This window comes from Pseudomonas putida (assembly GCF_028682455.1).
Taxonomy (GTDB): Bacteria; Pseudomonadota; Gammaproteobacteria; order Pseudomonadales; family Pseudomonadaceae; genus Aquipseudomonas; species Aquipseudomonas putida_AA.
Map to the genome: position 1 here is coordinate 1,189,517 of NZ_JANHLD010000003.1, position 23,066 is coordinate 1,212,582.

The 23,066-nt window shown below is 64.5% G+C and carries 15 protein-coding genes; 9 read left to right on the forward strand and 6 right to left on the reverse strand.

The genetic code is table 11. The annotated features are described in order from the left end of the window. Positions 1–67 precede the first annotated feature (67 nt). Complete coding sequence (locus tag NPS58_RS22525; protein ID WP_274117465.1) at positions 68–2,029, reverse strand: methyl-accepting chemotaxis protein; 1,962 nt, start codon at positions 2,027–2,029, stop codon at positions 68–70. A gap of 110 nt (positions 2,030–2,139) precedes the next feature. Then, positions 2,140–3,753, reverse strand: a complete 1,614-nt coding sequence (locus tag NPS58_RS22530) for a response regulator (protein ID WP_274117466.1) — start codon at positions 3,751–3,753, stop codon at positions 2,140–2,142. 282 nt (positions 3,754–4,035) lie between these two features. Between NPS58_RS22530 and NPS58_RS22535 the strand changes: the two genes are divergently transcribed. The 4 genes from NPS58_RS22535 (at position 4,036) to speA (ending at position 8,282) form a co-directional block, all read left to right on the forward strand. Continuing rightward, positions 4,036–5,109 (forward strand): DUF2333 family protein, encoded by a 1,074-nt coding sequence (locus NPS58_RS22535; RefSeq protein ID WP_274117467.1) that lies wholly within the window; start codon positions 4,036–4,038, stop codon positions 5,107–5,109. Positions 5,110–5,112: 3 nt separating this feature from the next. Beyond that, positions 5,113–5,649 carry an NUDIX hydrolase gene (locus tag NPS58_RS22540; protein ID WP_274117468.1) on the forward strand — a complete coding sequence of 179 codons (537 nt, stop codon included), beginning with the start codon at positions 5,113–5,115 and terminating at the stop codon, positions 5,647–5,649. A 194-nt stretch (positions 5,650–5,843) separates the two neighbouring features. Then, positions 5,844–6,215: a translation initiation factor Sui1 gene (locus tag NPS58_RS22545; protein ID WP_010221702.1), complete on the forward strand. Its 372-nt coding sequence runs from the start codon at positions 5,844–5,846 to the stop codon at positions 6,213–6,215. Between the two features lie 153 nt (positions 6,216–6,368). Further along, entirely contained in the window at positions 6,369–8,282 is a 1,914-nt protein-coding gene (speA, locus tag NPS58_RS22550) for an arginine decarboxylase (protein ID WP_274117469.1), read from the forward strand. A 65-nt stretch (positions 8,283–8,347) separates the two neighbouring features. Here the strand turns inward: speA and NPS58_RS22555 are convergent, their stop codons facing one another. After that, positions 8,348–9,691 carry an MATE family efflux transporter gene (locus tag NPS58_RS22555; RefSeq protein WP_274117470.1) on the reverse strand — a complete coding sequence of 448 codons (1,344 nt, stop codon included), beginning with the start codon at positions 9,689–9,691 and terminating at the stop codon, positions 8,348–8,350. Positions 9,692–9,834: 143 nt separating this feature from the next. On the opposite strand from NPS58_RS22555, the gene NPS58_RS22560 reads away from it, so the two are divergent. Next, positions 9,835–14,742, forward strand: a complete 4,908-nt coding sequence (locus NPS58_RS22560) for an alpha-2-macroglobulin family protein (RefSeq protein ID WP_274117471.1) — start codon at positions 9,835–9,837, stop codon at positions 14,740–14,742. Positions 14,743–14,799: 57 nt separating this feature from the next. On the opposite strand, the gene NPS58_RS22565 is transcribed toward NPS58_RS22560, so the two are convergent. Further along, positions 14,800–15,093 carry a hypothetical protein gene (locus NPS58_RS22565; protein WP_133216558.1) on the reverse strand — a complete coding sequence of 98 codons (294 nt, stop codon included), beginning with the start codon at positions 15,091–15,093 and terminating at the stop codon, positions 14,800–14,802. Positions 15,094–15,227: 134 nt separating this feature from the next. Here NPS58_RS22565 and pbpC point away from each other — a divergent pair, with 134 nt between their 5' ends. From pbpC to NPS58_RS22580, 3 genes are all read left to right on the forward strand, one after another. Continuing rightward, entirely contained in the window at positions 15,228–17,552 is a 2,325-nt protein-coding gene (gene pbpC, locus NPS58_RS22570) for a peptidoglycan glycosyltransferase PbpC (protein ID WP_425313111.1), read from the forward strand. Between the two features lie 239 nt (positions 17,553–17,791). Beyond that, on the forward strand, positions 17,792–19,360 hold the full coding sequence (locus NPS58_RS22575) for a collagen-like triple helix repeat-containing protein (protein ID WP_274117474.1): 1,569 nt from the start codon (positions 17,792–17,794) through the stop codon (positions 19,358–19,360). A gap of 104 nt (positions 19,361–19,464) precedes the next feature. After that, positions 19,465–21,132 carry a ShlB/FhaC/HecB family hemolysin secretion/activation protein gene (locus tag NPS58_RS22580; protein WP_274117475.1) on the forward strand — a complete coding sequence of 556 codons (1,668 nt, stop codon included), beginning with the start codon at positions 19,465–19,467 and terminating at the stop codon, positions 21,130–21,132. Between the two features lie 26 nt (positions 21,133–21,158). On the opposite strand, the gene NPS58_RS22585 is transcribed toward NPS58_RS22580, so the two are convergent. After that, positions 21,159–21,566, reverse strand: coding sequence for a response regulator (locus tag NPS58_RS22585; RefSeq protein WP_274117476.1), 408 nt, complete (start codon positions 21,564–21,566; stop codon positions 21,159–21,161). Between the two features lie 35 nt (positions 21,567–21,601). Next, entirely contained in the window at positions 21,602–21,814 is a 213-nt protein-coding gene (locus NPS58_RS22590; RefSeq protein WP_274117477.1) for a Flp family type IVb pilin, read from the reverse strand. Positions 21,815–22,132: 318 nt separating this feature from the next. On the opposite strand from NPS58_RS22590, the gene cpaB reads away from it, so the two are divergent. Beyond that, on the forward strand, positions 22,133–23,053 hold the full coding sequence (gene cpaB, locus NPS58_RS22595) for a Flp pilus assembly protein CpaB (RefSeq protein ID WP_274117478.1): 921 nt from the start codon (positions 22,133–22,135) through the stop codon (positions 23,051–23,053). The last annotated feature ends 13 nt before the right edge of the window (positions 23,054–23,066 follow it).

Sequence of the window (23,066 nt, forward strand, 5' to 3'; positions counted from 1 at the left end):
TTTATGGCCATCGCGGGGCAAGCCCGCGCCTACGGCCTGCAGCCGTGGGCTTGCCCCGCGATGGAATTCAAACCCGAAAGGCCCGCACCGCGGTGTTCAGCTCGCCTCCCAGCCTGAGCAACTGCTCGCCCTGTTCGCGGCCTTCGCCGATGCGCTGAAGATTGTCCTCGCCCAGGTCATGAATTCGCTCGCTGTGATCGCGAATCTCGCTCACCGCGCCACTCTGTTGGGCCGTGACATCGGCAATGCGCACGGCGGTGGCCGAAATGGTCTGGATCGCCGCGACGATCTCATCCAGCGCACCATCGGCTGCCTGCGCCTGGTCGGCGGTGGCTTCGGCATGTTCGAGCTGGGTGCGCATGCCTTCGACCGATTCGCGCGCGGCCTGCTGAAGGCGCCCGATCAGGGTCTGGATCTCACCGGTGGCGCCGGTGGTGCGCTGGGCCAGGGAGCGGACTTCTTCGGCGACCACGGCGAACCCGCGGCCCATTTCGCCGGCGCGGGCCGCCTCGATAGCGGCATTGAGGGCCAGCAGGTTGGTCTGTTCGGCAATCGAGCGAATGACCGTGAGTACGCCGCCGATGGTGGCCGACTCTTCGGCCAGTTGCTCGATCATCTGGGCATTGCCCTGGACTTCATCGACCAGCGCGCGCAGGCCGGTCAGGCTCTGGCCAATTACCGCCTGGCCCTGTTCCACCGCCCGACCGGCATCGCGGCTGGCGTCGGCGGCCTGGCTGGCGTCGCCGGCCACTTGCAGGATGGTGGCTTCCAGTTCGCCCAGGGCATCGCGGATCTGCGCGGTATCGCCTGCCTGGCGCTCGGCGCCATCGTGCAGGGCACTGCTCATGCCGGCCAGGGCATGGCTGCTGCCTGCCACCTGCTCGGCATTGCCGCGGATGGTCCCGACCAGTTCCACCAGGTACCGGCGCAGGCGGTTCAGCGACTCTTGAATGTCGTGCATCTCGCGGTTGCTCTTGCCCAGCGAGATCGCCTCGGCGAAGTCGCCCTCGGCCCAGCGCGACAAGGCCGGTGCCAGGTTGGTCAGCACTCGGGCCAGGCGGCGCTGCAAGGTGTCGATGAGCAGGGCGATCAGCAGGATCAGGACGATCATCAGGCCCTGGATCATCCGCACCTCTCCCTGGATCGTGGCGTGCTGGCTGCGTACCGCAGGTTCCAGCGCGGCGATGGCCTGTTGTACGGCGTCGATCTGTCGGTGGGTGCTCTCGACCAGTTCGCTGCGACGCTGGATCTGTTCACGGGTGCGTTGCAATTCGGCGGGGTAGCGGTTGAGCAGGCTGTTGAGCTCTCGCTTGAGGGCAATCCCGCTGTCCTCGACCTCCTGGCTGGCTTGTGTCTCCAGGCCCATGAGGGCGGCAAAGTCGTCGGCACTGGATTCGCGGGCAGCCGTTACGCCGAGCAAGGGCAGGTCATCGAGTGCCTTGGCCTGGGCGACGATCAGTTGCAGTTCGCGCGCCACCTCGTCGGCCAGTTCGCTGCGGCCGCTGCTGACCAGCTTGTCGCGGGCCAGGGACACCCGCGACAGGTGCAGCGCCGCCTTGAACAGCACGGCTGCATAGCGCCCGGCCTCCGGGTTGTTGCTGGCCTGGGCGTAGCTGGCCAGTTGGTCCAGGCTCGCGCCCAACTCGCGTTCGGCCTGCAGCAACAAGGCCTGCGGGTCGCCGGCCAGCTTGCCGGCCGCCAGCAGTTCATCACCGGCAAAGCGCTGCAGGTTGTCCAGGCTCGGGCGCAGGGGCGCGGCCAGCTCGTCGGGTAGTTGCTGGAGAGAGGCCTGCAATTGCGCTGTTGCATGGACCGCCGTGGCATGGCGCAGGGCATCGCCATTGCCGAGGTAGTCGCCGATGTTGCGTGCGACCTCATTCTGGAACTGCTGCGACAGCGACAAGTAGCGCTCCATCATTTGATAGGGACGCTCCAGCGCGCGCTGCGACCACCACAGGGTGGTCCCCAGGGCGATGCAGACGGTTACCAGCAACAGGGTATTGAAATTGGTCAGCAGCTTCAGGCGCATGTGCAGGGTCAACCAACGGCCGAATGGTAAGCACCTGAAGTTATTGCGTTTTTATGACCGGGTTATGACGATGTCGACCGTTCGGTTAAAAAAGTGGCACTTTGCCTTGATCAGTCGGCGCGCAGCACGCAGTTACGCCCGGCCCCCTTGGCCTGGTACAGCGCCGTGTCCGCAGCAGTGGCCATGCTCAGGGCGTCGAGCCCGTCCTTGAGTTGCACCACGCCGGCACTGAAGGTGCAGAACAGGTCTCGTGGCTGGGCGGGGTAGTGGATCTCGGCGAAGCGGCGGCGGATCTCATCCAGCACTTTTTGAGCGGCGGTGAGGTCAGTGTTGGGCATGACGATGGCGAACTCTTCTCCACCGTAGCGACCGATGAAGTCGGTCTTGCGCAGGCGTTGCTTGAGGAACAGGGCCAGGCTCTTGATCACCCGGTCGCCCATGGGGTGGCCATGGCTGTCGTTGACCTTCTTGAAGTGGTCGATGTCGAGCATGGCGAAACTCAGCGGCTGCTCTTCGCGCCGTGCGCGAAAACTGCAGTCCTCGAGCAGTTGCAGGATGTGAGTGTGGTTGTACAGCCCGGTCAGACTGTCGCGCACCATCCGTGCCTTGAGATTGCGGGCACGGGCCGCGCGGTTGCGCACGGTGGTGATCAGGTGTCGCGAGCGGATCGGCTTGGTCAGGAAGTCATCGCCGCCTTCGCTCATGGCGTCGAGCTGCTTGTCGAGGTCGTCTTCGGCCGACAGGTAGATGATTGGCACGCTGACGTAGCGATCATTGTGGCGGATGACCTTGGCAAGCTCGGTGCCGGTGCAGTCAGGCATGTACATGTCGAGGATGATCAGGTCGGGCTGAAAGTCCGCAAGCTCGGCCATGGTGCGGATCGGGTCGGTCAAGGTCCGGGTGACGATGCCGGCGCTGTTGAGCAGGCGCTCGGTGTGCATGGCCTGGGCCCGGGAATCATCGATGATCAGCACTTTGAACGGTTCGTACTGGGTGACGCTGGTCAGCAGTTCGACCTTCTCCAGCAGGCTGGAGGCTTCCAGGGTGCCGGTGAGGAACTCCTGGCCGCCGGCACGCACGGCGGCCAGGCGCGTTGGCGTGTCGGTTTCATCAAGGCTGAAGAACAACAGCGGCACGCGATGCTCCAGGCCTGCCTGGGCCTGCGCCGCCAGTTGCAGGCCAATTCCGGTGCCGGTGAAGTCGACATCCATGACGATGGCCGAGGGCAGCCGCTCACTCATCGAGGCGCGAAAGGCGTCAGCGCTGTACAAGGCTTGTACACCCAGGCCGAAGAACTCCAGTTGCTGGGCCAGACGCTCGGCCCGATCGTGATCCTGGAGCATGATGTAGACCGGCTTGCGCAGCGGCGGCAACGGTACCTGCTCGAGCTGGTCGCCCTGGCGCAGGCCAGTGCGTGACAAGCGCTGCATCAGGCGATTGAGCTCGCTGATCAGCGGGCTGCTCAGGCGCGCGCTGTTGGCCTCGATCGCCGCCAGGGTCTGGGCGATGGCTTCAGCCAGCTGGCTGTGTTCGGGTTGATCGAAACGCTCGGCATAGCGCTGCAGGCGCAGGTTCGCCTCGCACAGCTCACCCAGGTCACTCGTCGACCACTCGCTGCGCTGCAGGCGTTGCCAGATTTCGAGTATCTGCCGAGCCTGATGAATGACCCGCTGGGCAAAGTGTTGCTTGAGGCGCTCACGATTGGGGTCTTCTGGCTCGGTCATGTCCTGACTACTTATAAGAGGGTGAGGCAGTTCGAGTGATGGCTCTATGCTAGCACCACTTGCTGGGCAAACGAGTGCCTTGTATCAATTTACTGTACAAGTCTGTTTATTCAGTTGCCGACCCGATAGTCGCTTATGCGAACCGACGCGCTTGATTTATAGTGCTGCGATACTTGCCCACCCCGGCAGGCGGCGCGCAGCACAAAGCTCGCATAGCGCTGGCACGAAGCCCGGGGGTTGCGGTCGAACCCCTTGAACCGACGTGACATAAAGGACAACGCCATGCTGGACTGGAAAAACCGTACAGGCAAAGCCGAGGCGCGCGAGCGGGTCGAACCCCGCGGTGCCGCCACCCGTAGCTACTTTGGCGGATTGTTCTTCAGCCGCGCCCTGGGCTCGCTGATCGGGATCTACCTGCTGGTGTGCGTGGCCCTGGGCTGGTACTGGAGCGCCGAGCCTGACCTGTTCCCGGTCCAGCAGAACGCCCAGATTGCCGCCGAGCAGACCGGCAAGCAGATGGTGGTGGGCTACACCACCGTCGAAACCCTCAAGACCGTTGCCGGTACCCTGCTGCACAAGCCGGGCGGCTACATCTCCAACGACCGCTTCCCGCCAGGCCTGTGGATGGACAACATGCCGAGCTGGGAATATGGCGTGCTGGTCCAGGTACGCGACCTGAGCCGAGCCATGCGCAAGGACTTCGCCCGTTCGCAGTCGCAGTCCACTGAAGATGCGGACCTGGCCAAGGCCGAGCCGCGCTTCAACTTCGACAACAAGAGCTGGATCCTGCCGTCGAGCGAGTCCGAGTTCCAGGAAGGCATCAACTCCCTGACCCGCTACCAGAACCGCCTGGCAGCGCCGGATCAGCCCGGTGCGCTGTTCTACACGCGTGCCGACAACCTCAACAACTGGCTGGGCGATGTCGCCACGCGCCTGGGCTCGTTGTCGCAGCGGCTGTCGGCCAGTGTCGGCCGGGTCAAGCTCAACAGCACCCTGAAGACCGAAGTCGTGGTTGCAGGCCAGGCGCCGCAACTGGACGAGGAAGTGGTCGAGACGCCATGGCTGCAGATCGACAACGTGTTCTATGAAGCCCGCGGCCAGGCCTGGGCGCTGTCGCATTTGCTGCGCGCCATCGAAGTGGACTTCGCCGATGTACTGGCCAAGAAGAACGCCACCGTGAGCGTGCGCCAGATCATCCGTGAACTGGAAGCTTCCCAGGAACCGCTGTGGAGCCCGATGGTGCTCAATGGCAGCGGCTTCGGCATGTGGGCCAACCACTCGCTGGTCATGGCCAACTACATCTCCCGTGCCAACGCTGCAGTGATCGACCTGCGCCAGTTGCTGTCCCAGGGCTGATCGATGGCCATCTCCAAGCAAGAGGCGGCGCATCGCGCTGCCTCCGACGCCGAACTGATCGCCTGGGTAGACGAACACGACCAGCCGCTGGGGGCCTTGCCCCGTGTCGAGTTGCGCGAGAAGGGCCTGATCGGTCGCGGTACCTACATCCTGTTGTTCAACTCGGCCGGTGAACTGTGCGTGCACCGACGCACGCAAAGCAAAGCCATCTATCCGGGCTACTGGGATGTCGCCGCCGGCGGCATGGTGCAGGCCGACGAGAGTTTTGCCGAGTCGGCTGCCCGCGAGCTGGAAGAGGAACTGGGCGTGGCCGGAGTCGAACTGATCTTCCACGAGCGGTTTTTCTTCGACCAGCCTGGCAACCGGCTCTGGTGCGCCGTGTTCTCGGCTGTCTGGGACGGGCCTTTGCGCCTGCAGCCGGAGGAGGTCAGCGAAGCGCGCTTTCTGCCCCTCGAACAGGCCCTGGCCGACAGCCGGCAGCAGCCGTACTGCCCCGATTCGCTGGCTGCCCTGCAGCGCTATATCGACCGTCAAGCCTGACGTCGCTAAACCTGTGCAAAATGGCGCAGTTTTGTACTTAGCAATCGCGGCATTTATCGTTACACTGCGCGGCCTTTTAAGGCTGCCGCACCCTGGTGTGGCAGTTGCGCTGCCCCTGCCAGAGTGGGGCTTCGCGGTCGGTACCCTGCCCGGGGCGTCGACCAGTTTTTGTCCTCACCTTACGAGGATCAAAAGTGGCCAAGAAAGCCGCATCATTCGCCGCCCTCGGTGGCCTGGTGTTCTCCACTGATGCAGGCCGGCATTGTCCGGACTGCAGCAAACCCATAGATGCCTGCATCTGCAAACAGACGCTCATCCCCGAAGGCGATGGCATTGCTCGCGTGCGCCGCGAAAGCAAAGGCCGTGGCGGCAAGACGGTGACGACCATCAGCGGTGTACCGCTGCCCCTGGAACAGCTCAAGGACCTGGCCAGCACGCTCAAGCGTCGCTGCGGAACCGGCGGCGCGTTGAAAGACGGGGTCATCGAGATCCAGGGCGATCACGTCGAGCTGTTGTTGGCAGAGCTGATCAAACAAGGCTTCAAAGCGAAAAAGTCCGGCGGCTGAAGACTGCATCGCGATTTTTTGCAATTCGCTTTCTAAACTCGTTCCCGTAGGAAGGGTCTATCCCTGAACACGGAAAATCGTCATTTCCAGGTTTTACACTGCGCCCGCCGACTGCTGGCCAGTGTTTTTCGACTTTTTATATAGGGGACTTCAATGTCCGTACGACGCACACGCAAAGACGATGGCAGCCAATGGACAGTTGCGGACAGCCGCAGTGTTTACGGGATTCGCCATTGGGGGGCCGGTTACTTCGCAATCAACGAGGCCGGCCGCGTCGAAGTTCGCCCCAACGGGCCAGGCAGTGCCCCGATCGACCTGTTCGAACAGGTCGACGAGCTGCGCAAGAGCGGCCTGTCGCTGCCGCTGCTGGTGCGTTTCCCGGACATCCTGCAAGACCGCGTGCGCCAGCTGACCGGCGCCTTCGATGCCAACATCGCGCGCCTTGAGTACCAGAGCCAGTACACCGCGCTGTACCCGATCAAGGTCAACCAGCAAGAGGCGGTGGTGGAAAACATCATCGCCACCCAGAACGTGTCGATCGGCCTCGAGGCCGGCTCCAAGCCTGAGCTGCTGGCCGTGCTGGCCCTGGCACCCAAGGGCGGCACCATCGTCTGCAACGGCTACAAGGACCGTGAGTTCATTCGCCTGGCGCTGATGGGCCAGAAGCTGGGCCACAACGTATTCATCGTCATCGAGAAAGAGTCCGAAGTGGCGCTGGTGATCGAAGAAGCGGCCGACCTCAAGGTCAAGCCGCAGGTCGGTCTGCGCGTGCGCCTGTCGTCGTTGGCGTCGAGCAAGTGGGCCGACACCGGTGGCGAGAAGTCCAAGTTCGGCCTGTCGGCTGCACAGCTGATCTCGGTGGTCCAGCGATTCCGCGATGCCGGCCTGGACCAGGGCATTCGCCTGCTGCACTTCCACATGGGGTCGCAGATCGCCAACCTCGCCGACTACCAGCATGGCTTCAAGGAAGCGATCCGTTACTACGGTGAACTGCGCGCCCTGAACCTGCCGGTCGACCACATCGACGTCGGCGGTGGCCTGGGTGTCGACTACGACGGTACCCACTCGCGCAATGCAAGCTCCATCAACTACGACATGGACGACTACGCCGGTGTCGTGGTCGGCATGCTCAAGGAGTTCTGCGATGCCCAGGGCCTGCCGCATCCGCACATCTTCTCGGAAAGCGGCCGTGCGCTGACCGCCCACCACGCCATGCTGGTGGTCCAGGTAACCGACGTCGAGAAGCACAACGACGAAGTGCCGGTGATCGAGAACGCCGAAAGCCTGCCGGAAACCGTGCAGTGGCTGGCGGCCCTGCTGGGCCCGACCGACATCGAGATGGTCACCGAGACCTACTGGCGCGCTACCCACTACATGAGCGACGTGGCCGCCCAGTACGCCGACGGCAAGATCTCCCTGGCCGAAAAAGCCCTGGCCGAGCAGTGCTACTTCGCCGTCTGCCGTCGCCTGCACAACTCGCTCAAGGCCCGTCAGCGCTCGCACCGCCAGGTGCTGGACGAGCTCAACGACAAGCTGGCCGACAAGTACATCTGCAACTTCTCGGTGTTCCAGAGCCTGCCCGATACCTGGGCCATCGGCCAGGTGTTGCCGATCCTGCCGCTGCACCGGCTGGACGAAGAGCCGATGCGCCGCGCGGTGCTGCAAGACCTGACCTGCGACTCCGACGGCAAGATCAACCAGTACGTCGACGAGCAGAGCATCGAGACCAGCCTGCCGGTGCACGGGATCAACGAGGGCGAGGACTACCTGCTGGGCATTTTCCTGGTGGGCGCCTACCAGGAAATTCTGGGTGACATGCACAACCTGTTCGGTGATACCGACTCGGTGAACATCTACCAGAACCCGAACGGCAGTGTGTATCACGCCGGCATCGAGACCCACGACACCATCGAGGACATGCTGCGCTATGTGCACCTGTCGCCGGAGGAGTTGATGACGCACTACCGTGACAAGTGCGCCAGCGCCAAGATCACGGCGCGTGAACGTACCCAGTTCCTGGATGCGTTGCGCCTCGGGCTGACCCGCTCGTCCTACCTGTCGAGCTGATGTGATTGCGGGGTCGGTTGGCATATCCATTCTTTATGGTGATGCCGCTGGCCCCGCGATGCGTTTCAGCGCTGCGCGAACCACCCATCCTTGCGGTGCAACCGCCACCCCATCAGCGCCAGTGTCACTGCCCGCAGCGCCATGAACAGCAAGAACGCCATCCACAGTCCATGGTTGCCCAACCCCGTGGCCAGCCAGGCGAACGGCAAGGCGATGATCACGCTGACCAGCATGGCATTGCGCATCTCCCGCGCCCGCGTCGCGCCAATGAACAACCCGTCGAGCAAGTAACTCCACACCGCCACCAGCGGCAGCAGTGCCAGGTACGGCAAGTATTGGTACGCCGTTTCGCGCACGCTGGCGATGTCGGTCTGCAGGTTGATGAACAGGTGCCCACCTAACAGGAACAGCACGGCAAAGCCGCTGCTGGCCAGCAGCGACCAGCCGCAGGCCACGGTCAGCGAGCGGCGCAGTGCCTGGCGATCACCGGCGCCAATAGCATGTCCACACAAGGCTTCGACTGCATGGGCCAGGCCGTCGAGGGCGTAGGCGGTGAGTAGCAGGCCATTGAGCAACAGGGCATTGGCGGCAACCGTGGATTCACCCAGCCGGGCACCTTGCACGGTGATCAAAAAGAACACCGCCTGCAGGGCCAGGCTACGAATGAAGATGTCGCGGTTGACCGCCAGCAGCGGTCGCCAGCTTTGCCAGCGGGCCAGCAGGGCCCAGGCGATTCGGCCGGGGTAGGCGCGCAGCGCCGGGCGGGTGAGTGCCAGGCCCAGCAGGGCAGCGCTCCACTCGGCGATCACCGAGGCGCGGGCCGAGCCCAGCACACCCCATTCCAGGCCCAGCACGAACCACAGGTTCAGGGCGATATTGAGCAGGTTGGTGGTCAGCAGGATGGCCAGGGGCGCGCGGGCGTTCTGGGTGCCGAGGAACCAGCCGACCAGGGCAAAACTGGCGAGCGCCGCGGGCAAGCCCAGCAGACGGGTCTGGAAGAAGTCATGGGTCGATTGCTCCAGCGCCGCCGACGGCTGCATCAATTGCAGCGCCAGGTGGCTGAAGGGCACGGCCAGCAAGCCCAGCAACAGGGCGAACAGCATCGCCAGGATCAGGCCTTGCACCAGCACCTGGCGCAAGCCGGCGCCATCGGCTCGCCCGGCCGCCTGGGCGGCGAAGCCGGTGGAGCCCATGCGCAAGAAGCCCATCACCCAGGCCAGGAAGGTGTACAGGCTGGCGCCCACGGCTACGGCCCCCAGCTGGTGGGCGTGGGGCAGGTGGCCGATGACGGCGCTGTCGACCAACGCCACCAGCGGTACGGAAATATTCGAGAGAATCATCGGCGCGGCCAGGGCCCACACCTTGGTGTGGGTGGGGCGGTCGCGCCAGTCGGTCAGCAATCGGGACATGTCGGCTCCAGGCAAGCCGGACATTGTAGCTGCTGCGGGCACCAAATCCCTCAAGTGCGGTCTGAGCTGGGCGTCGCCGCGCTCGCATTGCGTGGGTGATATATAGTTCTTTCTTCAGAACCCGCTGCCAAAGAGTTACTTCCATGCTCAACAAAGGATTGTTGCTGGCCTGCGCGCTGGCCTTGCTCAGTGCCTGCGACTCGTCTGCCCCAGACAAGCCCGTCACCGCGTCAACGCCCGCCGCGACCGAGGAGGCCGCCCCGGCGCCCAAGCCTGCGCGCGAAAGCGCCGAAACCCTGGCCCAGCGTTATGCCGGTCGCGAGTTGAGCGTGGTGGATGTGTCCGAAGTCCAGGTCGATGGCGCCAGTGCGTTGTCCCTGACGTTCTCGGTGCCGTTGGACACCGAGCAGAACTTTGCCGACCGAGTGCACTTGGTCGATACCGTCAAAGGCAAGGTCGACGGTGCCTGGGAGCTCGCCGACAACGGCATGGAGCTACGCCTGCGCCACCTGGAACCCCAGCGCAAGCTGGTGCTGACGGTCGATGCCGGCCTGCAGGCGGTGAATGGCAAGCGCCTTGCAACCGAGTCGGTGAGCCGCCTGGAAACCCGTGACATGCAGGCCACCATCGGTTTTGCCAGCCGGGGTTCGCTGCTGCCGACCCGCCTGGCCGAAGGCCTGCCGGTGATCGCCCTGAACGTCGACAAGGTCGATGTCGAGTTCTTCCGCATCAAGCCAGAATCCCTCGCCACCTTCCTCAGTGCCTGGGGCCGCAACAGCAGCCTGTACTACTACCAGTCCAAGGAAACCCTGGACATGGCCGAACTGGTCTACAGTGGCCGCTTCGACCTCAACCCCGCACGCAATACCCGTGAAACCGTGCTGCTGCCCATCGCCGGCATCAAGCCGTTGCAGGAGCCGGGGGTATACCTGGCCGTGATGCGCGCCTCCGGTACCTATGACTACTCGCAGCCGGCGACCCTGTTCACCTTGAGTGACATCGGCGTGTCGGCCCACCGCTACCAGAACCGTATGGACGTCTTCACCCAGGGCCTGGAAGGCGGCAAGGCCCTGAGCGGCGTCAGCCTCGAACTGCTCGATGCCGAGGGCCGCGTGCTCGGCCAGGGCAAGACCGACAGCGACGGCCATGCGCAGTTGCCGATGCCACCCAAGGCCGAAGTGCTGCTGGCCCACCAGGGCGTGCACACCACCCTGCTGCGTCTGAACAACGCGGCACTGGACCTGGCCGAATTCGACATTACCGGCCCCCAGGCCAACCCCCTGCAGTTCTTTGTATTCGGCCCGCGCGACCTGTACCGCCCAGGTGAAACCGTGCTGCTCAACGGTTTGCTGCGCGATCAGGATGGTCGCCCGCTCAAGCCGCAGCCGGTAACCGTGGAAGTGCGCCGTCCCGACGAGCAGATCAGCCGCAAGTTCGTCTGGGAGCCAGGCAGCAACGGCCTGTACCAGTATCAGCTGCAACTGGCTGGCGAAGCCCCGACGGGCCGCTGGCAGCTGCTCTTCGATCTGGGTGGTGGCAAGAAGCAGATCTATGAATTTCTCGTCGAGGACTTTTTGCCCGAGCGCCTGGCCCTCGAGCTCAAGGGCAGCGATGCGCCCCTGAGCCCGGAGCAAACCGCCGAAATCGAGGTGCAGGGCCGTTATCTTTATGGCGCCCCGGCCTCGGGCAACCGCTTGAGCGGCCAGGCCTATGTGCGTCCGCTGCGTGAGGCGGTGCCGGCACTGCCGGGTTATCAGTTCGGCTCGATCACCGAGCAGGAGCTTACCCAGGACCTGGAGCTGGACGAGGTCAACCTGGATGCCAGCGGCAAGACCACCCTGAGCATCGAGAGTAAATGGGCCGAGGCCCGTTCGCCGCTGCAATTGACCGTGCAGGCCAGCTTGCAGGAGTCGGGTGGCCGTCCGATCACCCGGCGCCTGGAGCAGCCGATCTGGCCTGCCGAGCGCCTGCCGGGGCTGCGTGGGCTGTTCGACGGAGAAGAAACCGACAGCGATGGCCCCGTGGAATTCGAAGTGCTGGTGGCCGACCGCGAGGGCAACAAGCTGGCCGCCGACAACCTCAAGGTACGCCTGGTACGCGAGCGCCGTGACTACTACTGGAACTACTCCCAGAGCGACGGCTGGAGTTACAACTTCAACGAAAAATTCCTGACCCAGAGCGAGGAGACCGTCAGCGTCAAGGCGGGCGGCACCGCGCGGCTCAACTTCCAGGTGGAGTGGGGCCCTTACCGTGTCGAGGTCGAGGACCCGCAGACGGGCCTGGTGTCCAGCGCCCGCTTCTGGGCGGGCTACCGCGCCCAGGACAACGCCGACGGCGGTGCGGTGCGGCCGGACCAGGTCAAGCTGGCCCTGGACAAACCGTCCTATGCCGATGGCGCAACCGCCAATATCACCGTGACCCCGCCTGCGGCCGGTACCGGCTACCTGATGGTCGAATCCAGCGACGGGCCGTTGTGGTGGCAGGAAATCGATGTACCGGCCGAGGGCAAGACGTTCGCCGTCAAGCTTGACCCCAAGTGGGCCCGCCACGACTTGTATGTCAGTGCGCTGGTTATTCGCCCCGGCGAACGCAAGGTCAACGCCACGCCAAAACGTGCGATCGGTGTGTTGCACCTGGCTCTGGACCGCGCCGAGCGCAAGCTGGCCGTGACCCTTTCGGCACCGGAAAAGATGCGCCCCAAACAGCCGCTGACCGTCAAGGTGCAGGCGCGCAATGCCGACGGCAGCGTACCCAAGCAGGTGCACGTGCTGCTGGCGGCGGTGGACGTGGGCATCCTCAACATCACCGACTACTCGACCCCGGACCCGTTCACCGGCCTGTTCGGGCGCAAGGCCTATGGCGCCGACCAGCTGGATATCTATGGCCAGTTGATCGAGGCCGGGCAGGGGCGCCTGGCCAGCCTGGCGTTTGGTGGCGACGCGGCCATGGCCAAGGGCGGCAAGCGCCCCGCGACCAGCGTCACCATCGTCGCCCAGCAGAGTGCGCCGGTGACGCTCAACGAACAGGGTGAAGGTGAAGCCACCGTCGATATCCCTGACTTCAACGGCGAGCTGCGCCTGATGGCCCAGACCTGGACCGACGAGCGCTATGGCGTGGCCGAAGGCAAGACGGTGGTTGCCGCCCCCCTGATTGCCGAGCTTTCGGCGCCGCGTTTCCTGGCCGGTGGTGACCGCACCACATTGGCGCTGGACCTGTCGAACCTGTCGGGGCAGGCGCAAAAACTTAACGTGCGCCTGAGCACCGAAGGTCAATTGAGCCTGCTTGGCGCCGCCGAGCAGAGCCTGGACCTGACCCAGGGCAAGCGTGTCACCTTGCTGGTGCCCGTGCAGGCCAATGGCGGCCTGGGGCAGGGCAAGGTCAAGGTCGAGGTGCTGGGGCTGCAGTTGCCGGGTGAACCGGCGGCGGCCTTCACCCGAGACTGGACCCTGGGTATCCGCCCGGCATATCCGGCCATGCTCAAGCACTACCGGGTAGCGCTCAAGGATCAGCCCTGGAGCTTGCCGGAGGGCGATCTGGCGGCGTTCGAGCCCGAGGGCCTCGAGGCCACCTTGGCATTGTCCAGTCGGCCGCCATTGAACCTCGCCGAGCAGATCCGCGCCCTGGAAGCCTACCCGTATGGCTGCCTGGAGCAGACGGCCAGCGGCCTGTACCCCTCGCTCTACGCCGATGCCGCAACGCTCAAGCGCCTGGGTATCACCGGCGAGCCCGCCGAGGTACGCAAGCGCAAGGTCGAGATGGGTATCGAGCACCTGCTCGGCATGCAGCGCTACAACGGCAGTTTCGGCCTGTGGAGTGCGGATGACGAGGAGGAGTACTGGCTGACCGCCTATGTCACCGACTTTCTGTTGCGTGCCCGCGAACAGGGGTATGCGGTACCGGCCGAAGCCCTGAAAAAGGCCAGTGAACGCCTGCTGCGCTACCTGCAGGAGCGCAACCTGATCGAAGTCAGCTACAGCAAGAACGCCGAGCACAGCCGCTTTGCCGTACAGGCCTATGCCGCACTGGTGCTGGCGCGTACGCAACAGGCGCCACTGGGTGCGCTGCGCAGCCTGTTCGAGCGGCGCAGCGATGCCCGTTCCGGTTTACCGCTGGTGCAACTGGCCATCGCCCTGGACAAGATGGGCGACAAGCCACGGGCCGATCAAGCCTTGCAGGCCGGCCTTGCGGTCAGCCGCAGTAGCGACGACTGGCTGGGTGACTATGGCAGCCCGGTGCGCGACCAGGCGCTGATCCTGGCCTTGCTTGAAGAGAACAACCTGGCCAGCAACACCCTCGATGCGCGGCTGTTCGAGCTGTCGGATCAATTGGCGGCCAATCGCTGGTTGTCGACCCAGGAGCGCAATGCGCTGTTCCTCGCCGGCCGTGGCCTGCTGGGCAAGCCCGAAGGCAAATGGACGGCACGCCTGGACAGCGCCGGGGAAGTGCGTGAGCTGGATGCGGCGCAGTCGGGGCTGAAGCTGGAAGGCCCGCTGCTCGCCTCGCCACTGACCGTGCAGAACCAGGGCAGCGACACGCTGTTCCAGCAACTTACGGTATCTGGCTACCCGCGCCAGGCACCGGCGGCCAGCAGCAATGGCATGACCATCCGCCGCGACTACCTGGGCATGAATGGCCAGGCGCTGGACTTGCGGACGCTCAAAAGCGGTGACCTGGTACTGGTGCACCTGGCGCTGACCTCGTCATCGCGGGTGCCGGATGCCCTGGTGGTCGATTTGCTGCCTGCCGGTCTTGAGCTCGAAAACCAGAACCTGGCGCAAAGCGCGGCGAGCCTCGAGAACGCCAGTAGCGCCGTGAAGCAGTGGCGCGAGTCGATGCAGAACGCCAACGTGGTGCACCAGGAGTTTCGTGATGATCGCTACGTGGCGGCGCTGAACCTGGAAGGCTATGGCACCACCCACCTGCTGTATCTGGCGCGTGCCGTCACTCCGGGTACCTACCGGGTGCCGCCGCCGCAAGTGGAGTCGATGTACCGGCCCAATCTTCAGGCGGTGGGCGAGACAACCGCCGAACTGGTAGTGAAGGCCCGGTAAGCGCTGGGCAAGCCCGCTCCTACAGGTACCGGTAGGAGCGGGCTTGCCCGCGATAGCTCAGTGAATGATCCAGCTCAGCACCCACAGGCCCAGCACCAGCCAGATGATGCCGAGGATGATCGAGGCGCGCATGAAGGCACGGATGGCCGAGTACAGCAGCATCAGGCCAATGATCAGGGCGATGATGCTGACCAGCGAGGTGTCCATGCCCAAGGTGCGCGCCAGGCCATCGATGAAGTTGCCACCGGCATTGGCCAAAAGGTTGAACAGCCCGCTCAGGCCGTCGACCACAAAGCGGATCAACGCCCCCAGTGCCTGACCAAGCCACTCGAAAAAACCTTCTACATGCATAGTTGCTTCCTGATGATCGAATCGGCGAGTCTGCCGTTGCCAAGGCTTTGGCCATTAACCGGCCAGGTCGGTTCCCTGCTCTCTACCCGCGACAAGGTTGCCCGATGCTCATCTTAGCTCGCCCGCGCAGTCCAATGGCGAAACGGCTGAGCGCCACCGCAGGCGCCGTGGTGCTGCTGTGCGCCGTGTTGTGGGGCGCCGATCGGCTGTGGCCATTGCCGCTGCCCGCCGATGACCTGGCGCGGGTGGTGCTGGCCGAAGACGGCACCCCCCTCTGGCGATTTGCCGATGCCGAAGGTGTGTGGCGTTATCCGGTCGGCAGCGACCAGGTTTCGCCGTTCTACTTGCAGGCGCTGCTGGCTTACGAGGACCGCTGGTTCTATCACCACCCCGGTATCAACCCACTGGCCCTGGGTCGGGCCGCCTGGCAAAACCTGCGCGGTGGCCGGGTGGTGTCGGGGGGCAGCACGCTGTCGATGCAGGTGGCGCGCCTGCTCGATCCACACCCGCGTACCTTGCCCGGCAAGTTGCGTCAGTTGTGGCGCACCGCGCAGCTGGAATGGCACCTGTCGAAGGCGCAGATTCTGGAGATCTACCTCAATCGCGCGCCCTTTGGTGGCACCTTGCAGGGTGTGGCTGCCGCCAGCTGGGCCTACCTGGGCAAGTCACCACTGCACCTGACGCCCGCCGAGGCGGCGTTGCTGGCTGTGCTGCCCCAGGCGCCGAGCCGCTTGCGTCCCGATCGCCATCCGGCGCGCGCGCAGGTGGCCCGCGACAAGGTGCTGCAGCGCCTGCTCGACTACCAGGTATGGCCGCGGCAACGGGTGGCCGAGGCCCTGGAAGAGCCGCTGCTGCTGGCGCCCAGGCAGGAGCCGGCGCTCGCACCCTTGCTGGCCCGGCGCCTGAACAGGCCGCACAGCCCACCGTTGATTCGCACCACCCTCGATGCCTCGATGCAGCGCCGCCTGGAAGACCTGTTGCTGGGCTGGCGGGCGCGCCTGCCCGAGCGCACGTCGGCGGCGATCCTGGTGGTCGAAGCGCAGAACATGGCGGTGCGCGCCTACCTGGGGTCGGTAGACCTGAACGACGAGCGCCGTTTTGGCCATGTCGACATGATCACTGCGTTGCGCTCCCCGGGCTCGACCCTCAAGCCCTTCCTTTATGGCATGGCCATGGATGATGGCCTGATCCATTCCGAATCCCTTTTGCAGGATGTGCCCAGGCGATATGGCGACTACCGGCCAGGCAATTTTTCCATGGGCTTCAGTGGCCCGGTGGCGGCCAGCTCCGCCCTGGCGCTGTCGTTGAACCTGCCGGCGGTGCAATTGCTTGAAGCCTATGGGCCCAAGCGCTTCGCCGCGCAGATGCGCAGCGGCGGCGTGCCGTTGACCTTGCCGCCCCTGGCCGAGCCGAACCTGTCGCTGATTCTGGGCGGTGCCGGCAGTCGCCTCGAAGAATTGGTAGCCGGCTACGGCGCGTTGTCCCGGGGAGGCTTGAGTGCGCCGATCCGTTTGCAGCCGGACGCGCCCCTGGCCGAACGCAGGTTGTTGTCGGCCGGCAGTGCCTGGATCATCCGGCGCATTCTCAGTGGCCAGGCACGCCCGGATCGCGATCCCCATGCCGAGTTGGTGCAGCGTCCGCTGCTGGCCTGGAAGACCGGCACCAGTTATGGCTTCAGGGATGCCTGGTCGATAGGCGTCGGGCCGCGTTACCTGATCGGTATCTGGATCGGCCGGCCCGACGGCACGCCGGTGCCCGGGCAGTTCGGCCTGGCTTCGGCGGCGCCGCTGATGCTGCAGGTCCACGATGTGTTGAGTAACCGCGACAGCCAGCGGGGCATTGCCGCACCGGTGGCGGCAGTACCGGCCAATGTCGGGGTGGCGGCGATCTGCTGGCCGTTGGGGCAACCCCTGGCGCGCCAGGATGCCAATTGCCGGCGCCAGCGGTTTGCCTGGACCTTGGACGGCACCACACCGCCCACCCTGCAGGCGGCCGACCAACCGTTGAGCGTGGGCTTGCGCGAAACCGTGTGGGTCAACGCCCAAGGGCTGCGCGTCGATGCCAGCTGTGCCGGTGCCACGGCCCGGGAGGTCGCCTTGTGGCCAGCGCCCCTGGAGCCCTGGCTGCCCCGGGCGGAGCGGCGTGAAGCGCGGCTGCCCAAGGTCGATCCGGGCTGTGCGCCCCACGTACCGGCAAGCTCGCCACCGCTGTCCATCGTCGGCGTTCGCCAGGGCGATGAGCTGCGTCGTCCGGCCACCAGTAGCGAGCCGTTGCGCCTGGACGTGTCGGCACTGGGCGGCAGCGGCAAGCGTTGGTGGTTCCTCAATGGCGTGCCGTTAGGTGAGTCGGTTGGCCAGGAGCGCTTGAGTGCGCGGTTCGAGCAGGCCGGGCGGGTCGAGTTGAGCGCGCTGGACGAAAGTGGGCAGACCGCTCGGGTCGAGTTCCAGATCAATGAGTAAGGGACCAGGAGCCCCTTCAATTGGATATAGCGCCAAAGTGGAGTACGCCTCGAAATCTGCATGCCTGGCACGTAAGCCGTTGAATCGTAAGCCCGGTTTTTTCCTGTTCAAAGGTATAGAAGGGGTTAATACCAAGTTCTGAATTGCCTGCCGTCAATGCCCGCGCTCAGATGCTCGCAACGGAGAATGGCGCTGCGTGCGTCGCTCTCCAACAACGAGCAGCGGCAACGGAGTCGCCCATGAAAACGCAAGCGTGGAAAGCAAGTACGGCCCTGGCCCTGATCCTGGCGGTGAGCCTGGGTGGATGCAGCAGCGGTGGCGGTGGCTCCAGGAGCCATGTCGACAGTTCGACACCCACCGAGGCCGGTACCGACACCGGGACCGCTGGCAGCGGTGATGGAACCGCAGGTGGCGGCACCGGCGGCACCGGCGGCACGGGCGGAACAGGCGACGGCGGGCTGGCGGGTGGCGGCACGGGTACAGGCGGTACAGGCGGTACGGGCGGTACGGGTGGCACCGGAGGCACCGGAGGCACTGGTGGCACTGATCCCGGGAGCGGAAACCCCGGTACCGGCAATCCAGGCGGCGACCCGGGCGGCGGCACTACCGCACCCTTGGTCACGGGCCAGGTGGTTGACCAGGTGGGCAGCGCCGTGGCCGGTGTCGGTACGGGTGTTGCCGGCGTAGGTACGGTCGTGGATTCGCTGCCGGTAGTGGGCAGTACTGGCGCCGGTGGGCTGGTGACCTCCACGGGCACGGCAGTCAACAGCATCGGTACCGGGGTAAGTGAGGGTCTCGGCCAGCTGGGTACCGGTGGCAATGCCATCGGTACCACGGTAGCCGGTGTCGGCCAGGGTGTGTCGGATCTTGGCGGCGGTGTGAAGCAACTGGGCGGCAGCGACCTGATCGAGCACATTCCCGTGGTGAACACGGTGGTTGGCAATGTCGGGCAGGCCGTGACTATGCTCGGCGATACCTTGAGCACCCAGAGCACCACCGGCCCCTTGGGCAGCCTCAATGACAACCTGAGTAATAAAGTGTTGGTCCCAGTGGTCTCGCTGGTGGAAAACACCACCAACAACCTGGGCAGCCAGACCAAGCTCGGTGGCCCGCTGGATTCGGTGGTCAACAAGGTGGGCGGTACGCTCGACGGTGTGGGTGACAAGATCGCCAGCGCGGGTGGCGGCAACCCGCTGACCACTGCAGTGGGCAACCTGGTCAGCACTGTGGGCGGTGCAACCGGCACCTCCGGCGAACTGGTGAATGGCCCTGGCGGCAAGCCAGGCCTGCTGGAAACTGTCGGCGGCGCGGTGGCCGGTGTGGGCACCGGTCTTGATGCCGGCAGCAATAACGCCTTGCTCAGCACCACGGGCGGTGCCGCTGCCGCCGTGGGTAATACCGTGGCTTCACTGGGCACGCTGGTGGGCGGCAACGGCGTGGCCAGCGCCAGCGCGGGCGTGCCGACCGCGGCACTCACCAGCAATGTGGGCGCTGCGGTTACGCCGGTCGTTACCAGCGTCGCCAGTGTCACCGGGCAAGTGGGTGCGGCGACTGGCATTGGTGCACCGGTCGACAATCTGGTCAGCAAGGTCGGCGGGGCGGTCAGCAGCCTGGGCAATCAGGTGGATGCGGCCAGCAGCAACCCGGTGGTCAGCACCGTGGGGGCTACCGTCAACGAAGTGGGTAAAACTGTCGATCAGGTGGGCGGCCTGCTCACCAGCGGGGGGCAACAAGGCGGTGGCCTGGGTGGTGCGCTCAATGGGCTGACAGGTGGCCTCAAGAATGGTCTGACAGGGGCGCAGCATTGAAGCATGCGCCGGCATTAGACGATTGTTCGGGCAACACCTACGCTTGAGTCTGACGAGGGAACCACCTGGGTTCCCTCGTATTTTTCGGGAACATGGAGCGTCCAATGCGTCCATTGGCAGTTGCGATTCTGGGTCTGTCCTGGGCAAGCGTGCTAAGTGCAGAGCCCCTGCCAAGTTTTCTCAACAGCAACGATGTCGAACGCAGCCTGCCGGCGCCCAACCTGCCGGCGGATGCCTTCAGGCCCGCCACGCCGGACCTGCAAACCCCAGCGCCCGTCCCCCAGCAGCAACCCCTGCTGATGAGTACCCGGGTGATGGTGCGCAAGGTGCGCATCGAGGGCGGTACGATCTACCCCTTGAGTGACCTGCGTGACAACTACCAGGACCTGGTCAACCGCGAAGTCACCCTGGCCGAACTGATTGAGGCGACCCGTCGCCTGACTCAGCGTTATCAAAACGACGGCTACCTGCTTTCGTACGCCTACCTGCCGCCCCAGGACTTTGCCGACGGGCGTGTACGGGTGGTGCTGGTCGAAGGCTATATCCGCGACTTCGAGCTGCAAGGCGATGTCGGCCCGGCATCCGCGTACCTGGACAAACTGTTCAGTAAACTCAAGGCAGAGCGCCCCCTCACGCGCCAGTCCTTCGAGCGCTATACCTCCTTGATGAGCCGGGTGCCTGGCATCACTTTCCAGGCGCAGGTGCCGCCGCCGGGCACTACCGACGGTGCCACCAAACTGATCGCCCAGGCCTCGCGCAAGCCCTTCACATCGACCCTGAACCTGACCGACGGCAGCCGCGACGACATTCAGGCGCTGGTGGGGGTGAGCAGCAACGCCCAGACCTCGCTGGCCGAGCAGGTGAGTTTCAGCGCCCTGTTCCCACCGGGGGATGATCATGAACACTACTATCGCCTGGACTACGCCCAGTACCTGGACAGCGAAGGCAGCCAGCTGACCTTGTCGGCCTCGCAGTACCGCAGTGACCCCAGCGCCCTGGTGCGCCTGAACAACGGCATCAACCTCAAGCAGCACCGCGAGAACGATCGCTATTCGATTGGCCTTGGGCAAACGCTGATTGCCTCGCCCAACGAATGGCTCAGCGTTGCGGCGCGCCTCTATGCGGTCAATGACAACACCGACTATCGGGTCGTCGGCTTTCCACTCAAGATCAGCAGCCGCACCGACCTTCGGGCCCTGGCCTTCGAGGGCGACTGGCGCGTGGCGCACGCCCGGCAACTGCGTATCGTCAGTGTCGGTGCCTATCAGGGGCTGGATTACCTGGGGGCGAAGACCGACAGCGACATCGACCTGGATTTTTTGCGCCTGCGCCTGTCGGGCGTGCAGAGCGACCGGTTCTTCGACAACTGGCAGGGCGTGGCGTCGGCGGCGTTGTACTGGAGTGGCGACAGCCTGCCTGACAGCGAGCGGGCCGTGTTTGGCGGGCAGAGCTTCGGCCGTGGCTATCCCAGCGACCAGGCATCGGGCGACAAGGGCTGGGGTGCGGCCTATGAGGTCAACTACAGCTTCAAGCGCGAGGGCGACTGGCTGAAGATCCTGCAGCCGTATGTGGTGCTGGATGCGGCGCGCAGTTGGTTCAACGAGCTGGAGGTGCGCGACTCCCGGCTGTCGTCGGCGGCAGTGGGGATGCGCTTTGGTGACGCGCGCTATTACAACATCTCCCTCGAAGCGGCCAAGCCGATGTCGGACATCGCCCTGGACAGCTTCAACCGTCGGCCACGGTACACCTTGAGCTTCAGCTACCAGCTGTAGTGATGCGTTGTAGGAGCGGGAGGACGTCAGTTCACCAGGTGCAGGCGTGGCTTGGGGAAGAGATTGTCGAGGGTTTCCAGCAGGCGGGTGTGATAGATGGGCTTGCGGAACAGGTCCAGTACCTGCAGGCGCAGCAGGTCGCTGATGTCGTCCATGTCGGCGTGCCCGGAGGTGACGATCACCGGCAGGTGCTGGCGCGCGGTGTGCTCGCGCAGGCGCTTGATCAGTGAGATGCCGCTCTCTTCGGGCATGCGCAAATCGGTGATCACCAACGCCACGTCCGGGTGGCGGGTGAGCTGTTGCAGGGCGAGTTTCACCGAGGTCGCCGTGTGGCAGCAAAAACCCTCGCCCTCCAGCAGTTCGGCCAGCTCCAGCAAGGCATCCTGCTCGTCATCCACCAGGAGAATCTGTTGACGTGTGGTCGGCATGGTCATTCCTTTGGTGGGGGTGGATGTGGCTGGCTTCCCTATCAAGGAGTGGTAGGGGCAGCCGGTTTATTGGAATCAACCAGGGCCGTCTCCACCTTTTTCATCACCCCTGCCACGTTTGTGGAAATGGTCGGAATGAACGCCGTCAACGCCACTGCCACCATCGCTGCCACGATGGCGTATTCGATACCTGACGCCCCGTCCTTGCGATAGAAGAATTCTTTGCAGCTCTTGAGAATCCGGAATACACGCATGGCACTTCTCCTTGCGCACAACGGCGCAGATGGCAGGGGTCGGTTCGATGATTCCCCTTTGCCACCACAGCATCGTCAACCGCTGAAAAACCAGCAAATGTAAGAAGGCATTAATACTAAAGCGATAGTGCGGAAACTGGCGCCAGTAAGCCGTTGATTCAGGGGGCTGTCAGCATTACGACGGAAAAAATTCTGGCGGGTAATGGCGTTTTGTCCTCACTGCGCTACCTTCAAATAGCGAAATAGTTGCTGTTTGTGGCACCCGTTGGCCGGTTCGAAGGCGGTTGCAAGGGACAGGCAAGACAAAGGAGTACCGGCATGGGCAGTCGAATCACCATCATTCTTGCGGGACTCTTTCTGGTCGGCGCCTTGCTCGCGGGTTATTGGGGCCTGGCGCTGACCCGTCCGGTCGAGGCTCCGGTGGCAGTGCCCGTTGTCGCACCGGTGGTCCAGCAGGTGGTCGAAAACGCCAACGACGAAATGCGCCAACCGGTGGTTGTGTTGCGCCGGGATGTGGCGCCTTTTACTCCCCTCACCGCCGACGACTTGCTGCTGGAGCGCTTGCAGGTGGCACCCGCGGGTAGTTTCCAGACCTTCGAGCAAGTGGTGGGCCGCAGCAGCTGGCGCAACCTGCCTGCCGGCACTTGGCTTGAACCTGGCAGCTTCGAGGCCGGAGGACCGCTGGCCCGTATGATCCATCCCCATGAGCGTGCGCTGGCGGTCGCGGTTGACGAAGTGATCGGCGCTGCCGGTCAGTTGAGCCCCGGCGACTACGTAGACGTGCTGCTCTTCCTGCGCGAGGCCAATCTCAATCCCCAGGCCACCGCTCAAGTGGTACTGCCTGCCTTGCGGCTGCTGAGTGTCGGAACGCAACTCGGGTTGGCCAACGACGGCAAGCCGATCAACCCTCCGCTCGATGATAAAGCGCGTCAGGAGCAGCAACGCAGCGCCGCCCGCACCGTAGTGCTGGCCGTTCCCGAGGCGCTGGCCAGTCGGTTGATGCTCGCCGCCCAGACCGGCAGCTTGCGCCTGGCTGTACGTAGCGCCGAAGAAAAACGCCTGGCGCGCTATTGGGCCGATCCACAGGGCAGCGCGGCTGAAGTGGACAAGGCCAACCGCGAACTCTATCGCTTCAGCCAGCTGGCCCAGGCACCAGTGGCCCAGGCCGTTGCCAGTGCCGCGCCGCGCCGCGGCATGGAAATCATCCGAGGTAATCAAGCCGTCCCATCCACCCCCTGATTCCACCAGCCAG

Excerpts from the sequence above, each read along its gene's own strand:
- NPS58_RS22540 (WP_274117468.1), top strand. The coding sequence starts at position 5,113 with ATGGCCATCTCCAAGCAAGAGGCGGCGCATCGCGCTGCCTCCGACGCC.
- NPS58_RS22535 (WP_274117467.1), top strand. The coding sequence starts at position 4,036 with ATGCTGGACTGGAAAAACCGTACAGGCAAAGCCGAGGCGCGCGAGCGG.
- NPS58_RS22575 (WP_274117474.1), top strand. The coding sequence starts at position 17,792 with ATGAAAACGCAAGCGTGGAAAGCAAGTACGGCCCTGGCCCTGATCCTG.
- cpaB (WP_274117478.1), top strand. The coding sequence starts at position 22,133 with ATGGGCAGTCGAATCACCATCATTCTTGCGGGACTCTTTCTGGTCGGC.
- NPS58_RS22565 (WP_133216558.1), bottom strand. The coding sequence starts at position 15,093 with ATGCATGTAGAAGGTTTTTTCGAGTGGCTTGGTCAGGCACTGGGGGCG.
- NPS58_RS22590 (WP_274117477.1), bottom strand. The coding sequence starts at position 21,814 with ATGCGTGTATTCCGGATTCTCAAGAGCTGCAAAGAATTCTTCTATCGC.
- pbpC (WP_425313111.1), top strand. The coding sequence starts at position 15,228 with ATGGCGAAACGGCTGAGCGCCACCGCAGGCGCCGTGGTGCTGCTGTGC.
- NPS58_RS22580 (WP_274117475.1), top strand. The coding sequence starts at position 19,465 with ATGCGTCCATTGGCAGTTGCGATTCTGGGTCTGTCCTGGGCAAGCGTG.
- NPS58_RS22555 (WP_274117470.1), bottom strand. The coding sequence starts at position 9,691 with ATGTCCCGATTGCTGACCGACTGGCGCGACCGCCCCACCCACACCAAG.
- speA (WP_274117469.1), top strand. The coding sequence starts at position 6,369 with ATGTCCGTACGACGCACACGCAAAGACGATGGCAGCCAATGGACAGTT.
- NPS58_RS22585 (WP_274117476.1), bottom strand. The coding sequence starts at position 21,566 with ATGACCATGCCGACCACACGTCAACAGATTCTCCTGGTGGATGACGAG.
- NPS58_RS22525 (WP_274117465.1), bottom strand. The coding sequence starts at position 2,029 with ATGCGCCTGAAGCTGCTGACCAATTTCAATACCCTGTTGCTGGTAACC.
- NPS58_RS22560 (WP_274117471.1), top strand. The coding sequence starts at position 9,835 with ATGCTCAACAAAGGATTGTTGCTGGCCTGCGCGCTGGCCTTGCTCAGT.
- NPS58_RS22530 (WP_274117466.1), bottom strand. The coding sequence starts at position 3,753 with ATGACCGAGCCAGAAGACCCCAATCGTGAGCGCCTCAAGCAACACTTT.